Source organism: Kushneria konosiri, assembly GCF_002155145.1.
Lineage (GTDB): Bacteria > Pseudomonadota > Gammaproteobacteria > Pseudomonadales > Halomonadaceae > Kushneria > Kushneria konosiri.
In genome coordinates this window covers 1,735,772-1,748,995 of record NZ_CP021323.1, presented here as the reverse complement: position 1 = coordinate 1,748,995, position 13,224 = coordinate 1,735,772, and the positions used below count along the sequence as shown (strand labels likewise).

At 60.4% G+C, this 13,224-nt stretch carries 9 protein-coding genes; 2 read left to right on the top strand and 7 right to left on the bottom strand.

Features of this window, described 5'->3' with window-relative positions; translation table 11 throughout:
- Positions 1-126 precede the first annotated feature (126 nt).
- A complete protein-coding gene (locus B9G99_RS08115) occupies positions 127-1,869 on the top strand; it encodes a sodium:solute symporter family protein (protein WP_086621597.1) in 1,743 nt (580 codons plus the stop codon).
- Between the two features lie 328 nt (positions 1,870-2,197).
- On the opposite strand, the gene etfB is transcribed toward B9G99_RS08115, so the two are convergent.
- The 7 genes from etfB to gbdR form a co-directional block, all read right to left on the bottom strand.
- Positions 2,198-3,007 (bottom strand): electron transfer flavoprotein subunit beta, encoded by an 810-nt coding sequence (gene etfB / locus B9G99_RS08110; RefSeq protein WP_086621596.1) that lies wholly within the window; start codon positions 3,005-3,007, stop codon positions 2,198-2,200.
- A complete protein-coding gene (etfA, locus tag B9G99_RS08105) occupies positions 2,997-4,277 on the bottom strand; it encodes an electron transfer flavoprotein subunit alpha (RefSeq protein WP_086621595.1) in 1,281 nt (426 codons plus the stop codon). Before etfA ends, etfB begins: the two co-directional genes overlap by 11 nt.
- Complete coding sequence (locus B9G99_RS08100) at positions 4,274-6,283, bottom strand: (Fe-S)-binding protein (protein ID WP_086621594.1); 2,010 nt, start codon at positions 6,281-6,283, stop codon at positions 4,274-4,276. The genes etfA and B9G99_RS08100 overlap by 4 nt, the downstream gene beginning before the upstream one ends.
- Positions 6,284-6,367: 84 nt before the next feature.
- A complete protein-coding gene (dgcA, locus tag B9G99_RS08095; protein WP_086621593.1) occupies positions 6,368-8,440 on the bottom strand; it encodes a dimethylglycine demethylation protein DgcA in 2,073 nt (690 codons plus the stop codon).
- 15 nt (positions 8,441-8,455) lie between these two features.
- Positions 8,456-8,986: a 4-vinyl reductase gene (locus B9G99_RS08090; RefSeq protein ID WP_086621592.1), complete on the bottom strand. Its 531-nt coding sequence runs from the start codon at positions 8,984-8,986 to the stop codon at positions 8,456-8,458.
- 110 nt (positions 8,987-9,096) lie between these two features.
- On the bottom strand, positions 9,097-10,074 hold the full coding sequence (locus B9G99_RS08085; RefSeq protein ID WP_086621591.1) for a dipeptidase: 978 nt from the start codon (positions 10,072-10,074) through the stop codon (positions 9,097-9,099).
- Between the two features lie 275 nt (positions 10,075-10,349).
- A complete protein-coding gene (gene gbdR / locus B9G99_RS08080; protein WP_086621590.1) occupies positions 10,350-11,501 on the bottom strand; it encodes a choline metabolism transcriptional regulator GbdR in 1,152 nt (383 codons plus the stop codon).
- A gap of 525 nt (positions 11,502-12,026) precedes the next feature.
- Between gbdR and B9G99_RS08075 the strand changes: the two genes are divergently transcribed.
- Entirely contained in the window at positions 12,027-13,193 is a 1,167-nt protein-coding gene (locus B9G99_RS08075; protein ID WP_086621589.1) for a M20 metallopeptidase family protein, read from the top strand.
- Positions 13,194-13,224 lie beyond the last annotated feature (31 nt).

The window sequence follows — 13,224 nt, the reverse complement described above, 5'->3', positions numbered from 1 at the left end:
CTGTTTTTTGAGGCTTCATGTCGCAAATGCCATGTCTCGTGACGCTGGCGCGCATGAGCCTTCGGGTCGCTCGCGACATGCTTTTCAATACAAGCAATAAAAGACTCATAAAGCTGGAGCCCTTTCATGGTTTATACCATCGCCATTCTGTGCAGCCTCGTCGGCTACTTTTTGATCGGCCATCTGGCCGGGCGACGCGTCAAACATCTCGATGACTACCTGGTGGCCGGGCGCAATGCCCCGACCTTTTTCATTCTGGGCACGCTGGTGGCCAGCTATCTGAGCACCAGTGCCTTTCTTGGCGAAACCGGCTTTGCCTACGACGGCTATCCCTTTGTGATGCTGATTTTCGCCGCCATCAGTACGTCAGGGTGTCTGCTGGGTGCGCTGGCCTTTGGCCGGTATCTGCGGCGCAGCGAGGCCAGAACAGTGCCGGAGTTCTTCGGCAAGCGCTTCGATTCAAGGCGCGTGCAGATGATTGCCGGACTGACGACCGTGGTTGGGCTCGGAGCGTATCTGGTAGGGGTCATGCAGGGCGCCGGCATCATGTTCTCGGAGCTGACCGGCATGCCGTACTGGACCGGGCTGGTGCTGGTATGGCTGACCTATATCGGCTTTATTCTCTACTCCGGCTCTCCCGGCGTCATGGTGACCGATACCATCATGTTCGTGATCTTTTCGCTGGCAGCGCTTGGCGGTTCGATATATATCCTGCAGGATCTGGGCGGCTGGCATGGCGTGATCGAAGGACTTTTAAGCCAGACCGACAAGCCCGACATCGCCCTGTGGCATGGGGTACTGGAAGGACCGGACGCCACCTTCTCGACGCCGGGCGAAGCCCTGACCTGGGGCATTACTCTGGGACTGGTCTGGGCGGCGGTGCTGGCCGCCAGTCCCTGGCAGTCGAGTCGCTATCTCATGGCCCGCAACGAGCACGTCGTGATGCGCTCGGCCATGCTGACGGCAGTAGCCCTGGCCGTTTTCTATGCCTTGATGATGATGACCGGCGCGGCCATTAACCTCTATGACAGCAGCCTTGATGGCGAGCGTGCCATGATCTGGGCCTCACTCAATATCCTGCCGACCTGGCTGGGCGTGGTCATTCTCACCGGTGTCTTTGCCGCGGGGCTGTCCTCGTGTTCGACGTTTTTATCGATCATCGGCTTTAGTCTTTCCAACGACATCCTGCCGCCCAACCGCAGCGAAAAGGCCGCCATGCGTGCCAGTCGCCTGTCGATTCTGGGCGCCGGACTGGTCTCGCTGATCATTGCACTCTTTCAGTCGCCGGCGGTCATGGCCGTGGTCTGGTTTGCCGCTACCCTCTTTGCGTCTTCCTGGGGGCCGGTGGCGTTGATGAGCGTCTGGAGCCGTCGTATTACCGCCGCCGGAGCCGGCTGGGGTCTGACGGTTGGTTTTGTCGGTAATATCGCCCTGTCGCTGATGGATCAGGCGCAGTGGATCTCGCTGCCCGTCTATCTTCACCCGGTCGTGCTCAGCACACTGGCCGCACTGGTGGCGATCATCGTGGCCTCCAGACTGACCCGGGTCACCGACATTCAGCAGGCGTATCGTGACTTTCTGCATGAGTATGACCGCGAGGTCAGCGCCACATGGATTTCCGGCACCCGTGTGATTGCGGCCTGCACCATGCTGGCCGGCATTGGCATCGGCGTCTTTTTGTGGGTTCAGTACGCCACGACGCTTGAGTCACTGGCCGACCCGTTTGGCATATCTGCTCAGGCCGTCACAGGAGGCTATATGCTGGCAGCCGGTTGCGGCGCGATGCTGCTGGCCGCAGGCAGCGTGGGCTACTGGGTAGTACGAAAGCGCGGTCAGCGCGCAACGGACATGCAACCTGCCCGCTCCTGATCCCTGCGCTATCAACGCACTTCCGACCGGCCCTTCGGGGCCGGTTTCCGTGGTGGGCGCCATCACGTGCCATGGTGTCTTCGGCGGCATCCGTCGAGCAGCCCTGCCGTGTAGCCGCCCTGTCCAGACCATCCCGTTTGACCCATTTTGTTCCAGCCGGGTCCACTGAGCCCTTCTCTTCTCTTCTGGCGGTCCATCCTCTTGTCGGCGCGGTCCATAAACGAAAACGCCCCGCCATAAGGCAGGGCACAATGCGTTTTAATCCCTTTTTTTAACCGATGCTCGTGATCCCTTTAGCGCGTCACCAATGGCGGCGCGCGGCAGGTTATCAGCGCAGCACACCCTCTTCCCTGAGCAGTTTAAAGATGGCTTCGGCGCCCTGCTCCGGCGTGACATCGGTGAGGGTCTGTCCACCACCGCCGTCGGCCTTGGCCGCCGCCGCCTTGAAGCGGTCGCGAGCCGAAGAGGATTTGATAACCTTGAGGCGCTTGGGACGCTTGCGGGCCGGCTGAATCTGCCACTGCGCCAGCGACTCATCCGCTTCGCTGGCCTGCGACTGGACCTCGAGCTCGCCGCGGCGAGCCGGACCAAAGGCACTCTGACGGGCCGCCGGGGCGCTGGTATCCACCGTGGCGATCGCCGGCAGGCGCACGCGCAGACGGCGGCGCTTGCCACGCGGCAGGGCCTGAAGCACCGTGGCCACGCCCTTCTCGACCTTTTCAACGGCAGCCAGACCGTTAATGACCGGCCACCCCAGCGCTTCAGCGAGCAGATAGGGCAAAATGCCTGAGCCTTCCCCGGTCTCGGCGCGCGTACCGGTCAGCACCAGCTGCGGCGTACTGGCGCGCAGGGCATCGGTCAGCACGGGCACCACATCGGCCTGAGGCATCTGCTCGAGCAGGCGGATCTCTTCAATCCCCATGCCGAGATAGCCACGAATGGCCTCTTCATTGCTGCTGTCATGCTGGCCGGCGTGCATCAGACTGACCGAAGCGCCCTTGAGGCTCAGCGCCATTTCCACGGCGCGGGCATCCTGGTCGGCGCGACGCGTACGCGCGGTCAGCGGGTGACGCCCGATCGAGACCAGTACGGCCACATCGAGTCCGGAAGCACTTGAGGATTCGGCGTTAAGCGGCATCGCGATTCTCCTCCTGCTCGGCGCGGTACTGCTCTACGCGCTCAACCAGCGCCGCAAGGATAGCGTTGGCATCGCCAATCACGGCCAGATCGGCACGCTTGACCATGTCGCAGCCTTCATCAAGGTTGATGGCCACGACCTTTTCGCAGGTCTGAATGCCCTGCAGGTGCTGAATGGCACCCGAGATGCCCACAGCCACATAGACCTTCGCCGACACCCAGGTGCCGGTGGCGCCGACCTGACGGTCACGCGGCATATGGCCATCGTCGACCGCCACGCGTGAGGCGCCCTTGGTTGCCCCCAGCACTTCGGCGGCGTGATGATAGTTATCCCAGTCCTTGACGCCGTTGCCGGCAGAGAGGATGAACTCGGCTTCCGCCAGCGACACGCTGGCCGGATCGACGGCAACTTCGCCAATGTCCTCGATGCGACCGAGCACATTGGGCAGCGGCTGGGAGAGCTCGATGGGTTCGGCTGCGTGCCGGGTCTCGGTGATCGGATCAGCGCACTCGGCCAGCGCAATCACGACGCGCGGCAGATCGCGAACGATGTCGGTCGTGCCGGCAGCACCCCGGGTGATGCAGCGCCAGCCGGTGGCGCTGTCGCTGTTGGCTTCGACCTGCCAGACCTGGGTGGCGGCACGCTCGCCCAGGCGCACGCCCAGACGTCGGCCCAGTTCGCCGCCGCCCTGGGTGGAATCCGGCATCAGCCAGTAGCGCGGTGAAAGCTCCCGATCCACGCCCTGCAAAGCCGCAATACGGTTTTCAGGCGTATAGCCGTCAAACTGCTCGCCTTCCAGACAGAGCAGACGATCGATACCGGCCTCATCGAAGGTGGATTCCTTGTGCTCGCCATAGACGATGGCCAGCACGGCGCCGGGATGGTCCGGATCAGCATCGGCCAGCTGACGGGCAAGCCCCAGCAGATCACGGTCGTGACCGGAGAGACGGCCACCGGCCATGTCGGGCACCACGGCCACCATGAACGCCGGCGACTCGATGGTGACACTGCGACGGCTGTCTTTTGCCTCGGCGCTGCGTCCGGTAGCCTGCGACGCCTGCTGGGCACCGCTGCGGTCGATCCGGCGAATGCCGTTGGGGCCCATGAAGCCGACGGCATGCGGATTACGCCGCATCAGGCCGTTAGGCCCCATCCACTCACTGGCCACACTGCCACCGCCGATCTCGGCCAGCACTTCCAGGTGCTGAGGGTGCAGACGGTTACGGGCGATCCACTCCTTGCGGGGGTCGCGACGAACAAGCTCGCTCATGACGTTACCTCCTCGACATTACGCTCGGTCTGCGAGGCACTCTTGCCTGACGCCTTCTTTTCTGCAGCGGCATCGGTGGTGAGTGCATCTGCCACCAGCTCGGCAATGTCCTTGATATCGGCGCGGGGTTCCACCACGCCTTCCAGCATGGCCGTACACTGCGGGCAACCGACTGCGACCGTGTCAGCACCGGTTTCACGCACGTCGCCCATTCGCATATCGGGAATACGCTGCTTGCCGGGAATATCGGTGATCGGCGCACCGCCGCCACCGCCGCAGCAGCGCGAACGATAGCCGGAACGCGCCATTTCCTTGACCTCGATACCCAGCGCCTTGAGTACATCGCGCGGGGCTTCGTACTCGCCGTTATAGCGCCCGAGATAGCACGGATCGTGATAGGTCACGCTGCCGCCCTTCCAGGCCTTGAAGGTGAGTCGCTCGGCCTTGACCAGCTCGTTGATATAGGTGCTGTGGTGATAGACCTCGTAATTGGCCGGCATGTCAGCCGTGCCCAGCTCACCATACTCGTTCTTGAGTACGTGGAAGCTGTGCGGGTCACAGGTGACAATGCGCGAGAAGCGATACTGGCTCATGGTGCGGATGTTGCGCTTCGCCAGAGCCTGGAAGGTAGCTTCATCGCCCAGGCGACGGGCCACATCACCACTGTCGCGCTCCTCGTTGCCGAGCACGGCAAAGTCGACATCGGCAGCACGCAGCACCTTGATCAGCGAGCGCAGCGTGCGCTGGTTACGCATGTCAAAGACACCGTCACCCAGCCACAGCAGCACCTCGGCCTCTTTTTTATCCGCCATCAGGGGCAGATTGAGATCCGCCGCCCAGTGCAGACGCGAGTCAGGATCGAAACCGCCGGGATTGTCCGTGGCGATCAGATTATCCAGTACCTCGGCACCCTTGTTGGGCGTGTTGCCATGCTCAAGCGTCAGGAAACGACGCATGTCGACGATGGCATCGACGTGTTCGATCATCATCGGACACTCTTCAACACAGGCACGACAGGTGGTGCAGGACCACAGCGTCTCGGCATCTACCAGCGCACGCCCTTCGCGGGGCACGATCGGCCCGTTCGGGCTGCCACCATGCTCACCGATCGGCTTACCCGGATAAGGCGAGCCGTGATAGTTCGCATCGGTGCCGCCGGCCATGCCGATGACCATGTCCTGAATCAGCTTTTTCGGATTGAGCGGCTGACCGGCAGCAAACGCCGGGCACATGGCTTCACAGCGACCGCACTGCACGCAGGCGTCAAAGCCCAGCAGCTGGTTCCAGGTAAAGTCGGCAGGCTTTTCAACGCCGAGCTTTTTCGTGTCGTCATCAAGCTTCAGCGCCTTCAGACCGGTCGAGCGATGCTCACCACCAGTGCCATCGGAAAAACGCTCCTGACGACGGTGAAAGGCAAGATGCAGGGCACCGGCGAAGGCGTGCTTCATCGGTCCCCCCCAGGTCATGCCAAAGAACATCTCGCCAAGCCCACAGGTGACCACCGCGGCCAGTACCAGCGCGATCAGCCAGCCACCGGCGTCTTCCGGCAGAATGCCGGCGGTCGGCAGCGTCACCATGAACATGCCGACCGAAAAGGCCATCAGGCTCTTGGGCAGGCGCATCCAGGGCCCTTTTGACAGTCGCTGCGGCGGCGGATTGCGGCGTTTGGCGACAAACAGGCTGCCCACGAACATGCTGATCGTGGCGGCCAGCAGTACCCAAGCAAGAATGGCGCTATCAAGTCCAAAGCCGTGGACAATGATGGCCAGCAGCGCGGCCAGTACAAAGCCGCCGGCGGTGGCCACGTGGGTTTTGGAGATGTACTTGTCGCGATCAACAATGTGGTGCAGATCCACCAGATAGCGTCTGGGCATCTGCATCAGTCCGCGCATGATGGGCACGGGAGAGGGTCGCCCCTGGCGCCACAGGCGCACGCGACGCACCGCACCGATGGCGGCCAGCAACAACGCAGAAAACAGCAGTATCGGCAAAAGGATATCGAGCATGGCGTCTCTCCTCTCGGAGACACCGTAAGGACGAAACGTCACGGGCCCGAGGGCCCATGACGTTCAGCTTACAGCGTTATTGTTTCAGAAGTCCTTGCACAACCGCAGCGCATCATAGATGGCGGCATGCGTGTTGCGTGGCGCGGTGCAGTCACCCAGACGGAACAGCGCAAAGCCGTCACCGCTCTCGGACAGGCAGGGCTGCGGCTCGATGGCGTAGAGCGCCTCGATATCGGTCTGGCCCTTGTTGCGTGACTGATCCTTGAGGCTGTAATACAGCGCCTCATCCGGACGAACCCCGTTTTCGACCACGACCTGATCGACGACACGCTCTTCCATGGCACCGGTATATTCGTTTTCGAGCACCGCCACCAGGGAGTCACCCTCGCGATAGACCTTATGCAGCGCGAGATCCGAGGTCATGATGACCTCCTTCTCATAGAGGCTGCGGTAGTACGTCGGGAAGGTCGTACCGCCCACGGCAGCACCGGGCTTGATGTCGTCGGTGACGATTTCGACCCGCGAGCCCTTGTCGGCCAGATAGTCAGCGGCGGAGACCCCTGAAAACTCGCAGATGGTGTCAAAGATCAGGACGTTCTTGCCCGGCTCAACGCTGCCATCAAGGATGTCCCAGGTGCTGACGACCAGGCTCTTGCCGCTGTCCTCGTCATAGCCCCACTCCGGCACCTGCGACAGGAACGGTCGGCCGCCGGTCGCCAGAATCACCACGTCCGGACGCAGATCCTTGATGGTGGCTTCATCGGCCTTGGTACCCAGTCGCTGATCGACGCCCAGACGCGTCAGCTCGAGCTGATACCAGCGGGTAATACCAGCGATCTGATCACGCTGAGGCGCTTTTGAAGCAATGGTGATCTGCCCTCCGATCTGCTCTTTTGCTTCAAACAGGGTCACATCATGGCCGCGCTCGGCGCAGACACGAGCGGCTTCCATACCGCCAGGGCCACCACCGACGACCACGACCTTGCGCTTTGGCCCTTCGGTTTTCTCGATGATGTGCGGCAGGCCCATGTATTCACGCGACGTGGCCGCGTTCTGGATACACAGGACGTCGAGCCCCTGGTACTGGCGATCGATGCAGTAGTTGGCGCCAACACACTGCTTGATCTGATCAACCTGGTTGTTCTTGATCTTGGCAATGATGTGCGGGTCGGCAATGTGAGCACGCGTCATGCCGACCATGTCGACATAACCGCCTTCCAGAATACGCTGGGCCTGGTTGGGGTCCTTGATGTTCTGGGCGTGAATCACCGGCACGCTGACCACTTCCTTGATGCCCGAGGCCAGGTGCAAAAACGGCTCCGGCGGATAGGACATGTTGGGGATAACGTTGGCCAGAGTGTTGTGAGTATCACAACCCGAGCCCACGACACCAAAGTAGTCGATCTTGCCGGTGGCATCGTAATAGGCCGCGATGCGCTTCATCTCTTCGTGATCGAGACCGTCCGGATGGAACTCGTCACCGGTGATGCGCATGCCGACCGCGAAGTCGTCGCCGACCTCGGCGCGCACGGCCTTGAGCACTTCCATGCCAAAACGCATGCGGTTCTCAAAGGTGCCGCCCCACTGGTCGGTACGCTTGTTGACGCGCGGGCTCCAGAACTGGTCGATCAGGTGCTGGTGGACAGCAGAGAGCTCAACGCCATCAAGGCCGCCCTCTTTCGCCCGGCGAGCTGCCTGAGCGAAGTCACCAACGATACGCCAGATTTCCTCTTCCTCGATCGTCTTGCAGGTCGAGCGGTGAACCGGCTCGCGGATGCCCGACGGAGAGACCAGCGTCGACCAGTTGAAACCGTCCCAGCGCGAGCGACGGCCCATGTGAGTGATCTGGATCATGATCTTGCCGCCATGCTTGTGCACGGCATCGGCCAGATTCTGGAAGTGCGGAATGATGCGATCGGTCGACAGGTTGACCGAGCTCCACCAGGCCTGCGGACTGTCGATGGAGACAATCGACGAGCCGCCGCAGATGCAAAGCCCGCAGCCGCCCTTGGCCTTCTCTTCGTAGTATTTGACGTAGCGGTCGGTGGTCATGCCGCCGTCGGTGGCATACACCTCGGCATGCGCCGTGCTGACCACGCGGTTACGGATGGTGTGCTTGCCGATCTGGATCGGCTTGAAAAGTGCCTCGAATGCCATTTCAAAGATCCTCGGTTACGCAGGCGTGACAACAAACAGACCGTGATCGTGGCCCTGCTGGGCGCCACTCTGGGTCTGTACGGCAACGGTACGCATATCACTGCCACGGGCGCTCAGGATCTGGTCCATGGCGCCGGCGAACCAGCCGGTGAACATGTATTCGACCTTGCGATCCACCTTGCCCATCTGATAAACGAAAGCGCTGTGCTCAAGACGCACGCGGGCCGTACCGGCTTCCAGATCGATCTCTTCCGTGATGAAAAGCCCCCAGCCGCGCTGGGACAGGCGCTTCATGTAATGCTCGAAAACATCGACGCCTTCCAGACCGTGGAGTTCGGCTTCCTTTTCGCACCAGTGCCAGGCGCTCTTGTAGCCGGCGTGATAGAGAATCTCCGCGTATTTCTCGGCACCCAGGGCCTCTTCAATGGCCATGTGGTTGTTGATGAAGAAATGGCGCGGCACATACAGCATCGGCAGTGCATCGGTCGTCCAGATACCGGTTTCGCTGTCGACTTCGATCGGGAGTTCAGGGGCTTGTTTCGTCACGGTCGTCTTCCTAAAACTTGTCGTTGTTCAAGAGCCGAATAGGCCCTGAAAGGGGGCAGGAAAGGTAGGCAGGGCAGCGAATCAGGGAGCCGCCCCGGCCCTTTTGAGACTTATTCGCCCCAAACATCCTTCAGGGTTCTGACCCAGTTCTCGCCCATGATCTTTCTGACCTGAGTTTCACTCAGGCCGCGCTTTAGAAGCGCTTCTGTCAGGTTGGGGAATTCGCCGACGGTGCGAATGCCCTCGGGATTGATGATCTTGCCGAAATTGGTCAGACGACGGGCATAGCCCTTGTCGTGGGTCAGCCATTCAAAGAAGTTCTGATCATGACCCTGGGTGAAATCGGTGCCGATACCGATGGCATCTTCACCCACGATATTCATGATGTATTCGATCGCTTCGCAGTAGTCGTCGATGGTCGAATCGACACCGTTTTTGAGAAACGGCGTGAACATGGTGACGCCGACAAAACCGCCGTGATCGGCGATGAACTTGAGCTCTTCATCGGACTTGTTGCGCGGGTGCTCCTTGAGCCCGGAAGGCAGGCAGTGGGAGTAGCACACCGGCTTTTTGGATTCGAGGATGACTTCTTTCGACGTGGTGGCGCCAACGTGTGACAGGTCACACAGCATGCCCACGCGGTTCATTTCAGCCACGATCTCGCGTCCGAAACCGGACAGGCCGCCGTCACGCTCATAACAGCCGGTGCCGACCAGGTTCTGGGTGTTGTAGCACATCTGTACGATGCCCACGCCCAGCTGCTTGAAGACCTCGACATAGCCGATCTGGTCTTCAAAGGCATGCGCGTTCTGGAAACCAAAGATGATGCCGGTCTTGCCTTCTTCCTTGGCACGAGTGATGTCGGCCGTCGTACGTACCGGGCGAACCAGGTCGCTGCACTCGTCCATCAGCTTCTTGGAAGCCACGATGTTATCGACCGTTGCCCTGAACCCTTCCCAGACCGAGACGGTGCAGTTGGCGGCGGTCAAACCACCGCGGCGCATGTCTTCAAGCAGTTCCCGGTTCCATTTGGCGATGATCAGGCCATCGATCACAATGGCGTCGTCATGCAGTTCGGCAGGGGTCATGGTCAGGCTCCAGATGGTGACTAATGCATGGAGCATATCCCTGCCCCGGCTTCATCCGACGCCTGGAAACGACGGGGAAAATTCCAAAAGCGTCATCCCCTGCCAAAGAGTACCCGAGCGACTGCCCCTGACTTTTTATCTCGCCACAAAACGTCAGTGGATCAAGACATTGCACTGAGCCGGTGCACTGCCCCTGATCGAAGAGGCACAAAAAAGGAGCTGCCCGGGTGGGGACAGCTCCCTGATGACCACTGACAATGGGTCGCTTTCGGCAATCAGCGCGTGAGCGGCACGCTGGCAAACGTGGGTTCGCCCTGGGCATGAACCAGCGACATCATCGCGCTCGACATGGGCTCACTCGAGGTCGGCTCGACCGCCACGATTCTGCCCTGCTGAAGTGCCGTGGCGGCGCTGGTATTACTGCCATACCAGACGTTACTGCCCGAGCGCTCACCGCGGGGCGGCACGCCAAAATATTCGCGATAGCATTTCGAGAAGTGTGGTGTCGACACGAAACCACACACCGAGGCCACCTCGATGATGGAGAGCGACGTCTGCTTGAGCAGCTGTCGCGCCCGTACCAGACGCAGTTTGAGGTAATAGCGTGACGGCGAGCAGTGCAGATAGCGCTGGAACAGTCGCTCCAGTTGACGCCTGGAAACGTTGACGTAGCGGGCCAGCGTGTCGAGCTCGATTGGCTCTTCGAGGTTGGACTCCATCAGCGCGACGATTTCCAGCAGCTTTGGCTGCGTGGTGCCCAGCACATGCTTGAGCGGTACGCGCTGATGATCCTGCTCGTTACGCACCCGCTCGCAGATGAACATCTCGGAGATACCGGCCGACAGCTCATGCCCGTGGTCGCGAGCGATCAGATTGAGCATCATGTCCATCGGCGCCGTGCCACCGGAGGCCGTAAACCGGTCCCGATCGATCGAGAAAAGCCGCGTGGTGAGCGTGACGTTGGGGAAGGCTTCCTGCATCGAGGCCAGACACTCCCAGTGGATGCTGGCCTCGTAGTGATCCAGCAGCCCCGCCTTGGCCAGCGCCCAGCTGCCCGTACAGATGGCACCGATGCGTCGCAGCTGACGTGACTGTGACTGCAGCCAGTGGGCGTGTTCACGTGTGACGCTGTGCTGTGGCGCCACGCCACCGCAGACCACCACCCAGTCCAGCGACAGGGGCACGGTAATCGAGACATCCGGCGTTACCTGCAGGCCATCGCTGGCGCGCACCGGTGCCCCGTTGTGGGTCAGGGTGTACCAGCGATACAGCTCACGCCCGGCCAGCTGATTGGCCATGCGCAGCGGCTCAATCACCGAGGCCAGTGAGATCAGCGTAAAGTTATCAAGCAGTAGAAAACCGATGGTTTGCGGCGTCGTGATACCGCTGGCACCCGGGGCAGGGCCGGCCTTGTGGTCAGGTAACATGTCGTCATGCCTCCTCAACTATATCCTGCTTTTGTCATTGTTTTGGCAGACTCGTTTTCGACCTGTCGAAAGCCCGGTTGCCATGACGCTTATCTTGCATCATCCCGGCTACAACAGTCGCCTTTTAATTTGTCGCTTATAGATACGTATACACGGTTTTATAGACACCGTATCGCCCTCCGATAGTTGAAAAAGTCGCTTTCAAAACAGTGGATGTCGCAATGCGAGGCATCCATGACGCACGGACACCAGACGCGACACGGAGTTACAGAGAAGGGACGGGGCATGACAAATTGACGGCCTGAAAAAACCGCCAGCCATCGTTGCCAGAAGGGAACTTTCATAACCGGATGAAAGGCCGAACAAGGTGTCACGAGCAATACACAGGTGGCTCATCAAACTGATTATTCGGCTTTCCAGGCGACTGTTGACCCACAGGCAACAAAACTCACATCAAATGATCTTTTTGTAGCGCTGACTTCTTCTCATGATGAAAAGCCCATCACAAGAACAAGGAAAGCACTCATGTTTGAACGCGACGACATCAAGGCCGCCATCGAGTTACGCCATGATCTTCACCGTCACCCCGAACTGCGCTACCAGGAGTTCAGAACCGCCGAGCGTGTTGCCACGCTGTTAAAACAAAAGGGGTATCAGGTCACTACAGGTGTTGCAGGAACGGGTGTAGTCGCTCTGCTCGATACTGGACGGCCCGGGCCTGTGGTGGCACTGCGTGCCGACATGGATGCGCTCCCCATCATGGAAGTTTCCAGCCACGACCACGTATCAGAAATCCCGGGGGTCATGCATGCCTGTGGTCATGACGGCCATACCGCCGCGCTGATGCTGGCAGCCGATGCCCTGATGCGGCGACGCGATCAGCTCTGCGGCACGGTCAAGCTCATTTTTCAGCCCGCTGAAGAAGGCGGCAATGGCGCGGACAGGATGATTCAGGAAGGCGTACTGGATAACCCGGCAGTCGATTATATTTTTGGCTTTCACAATCGCCCGGGATTTGAAATCGGCGAAGTCTTCGTCAAATCCGGCCCGGCCATGGGCGGCAACGACACCTTCGAGCTGACCCTGCATGGTCATTCAGGACACGCGGCCATGCCGCATCTGGCCGTCGACCCGATTTATCTGGGCGGCTGCATCATTCAACAGCTTCAGGGCGTTGTGGCCCGCAACAAATCGCCGCTGCATTCGGGCGTCATTACCGTCTCCACCTTTCATGCCGGCGAAGCGGCCAATGTCATCCCTGCCTCGGCACAGCTGACCCTCAATATTCGCAGCGACCGGGACGCCTCACGCCAGGTGCTGATCCAGCAAATGCAGGCCACGATTGAAGGCCTTTGCAGCGCGGCCGGCGCCACATATACGCTGACGCCCATCCGTCAGATTCCTCCGCTCGTCAACGATGCCCACTGGAGCCAGCGTGTCGTGGAGATCGCCAGCCAGCGTGGCCTGGGCACCCGCGTTCGCGCCATCGACGAGATGCCGACCATGGGCGCGGAAGACTTTGCCTTCTATTTAAAGCGCATTCCCGGCTGCTTTTTCTTTGTCGGCAACGGTACGGAGAGCGCCTATCTGCACAATGATCGTTACGACTTCAATGACGACATTCTTGAGGTGGCGGCCGGTGTTCATGTCGCCATTGTTGACGAGATTCTCGGCCTGCCCTCAAGCCAGTAACGCCTGTTCCCTCACGACAAACTGAACAACA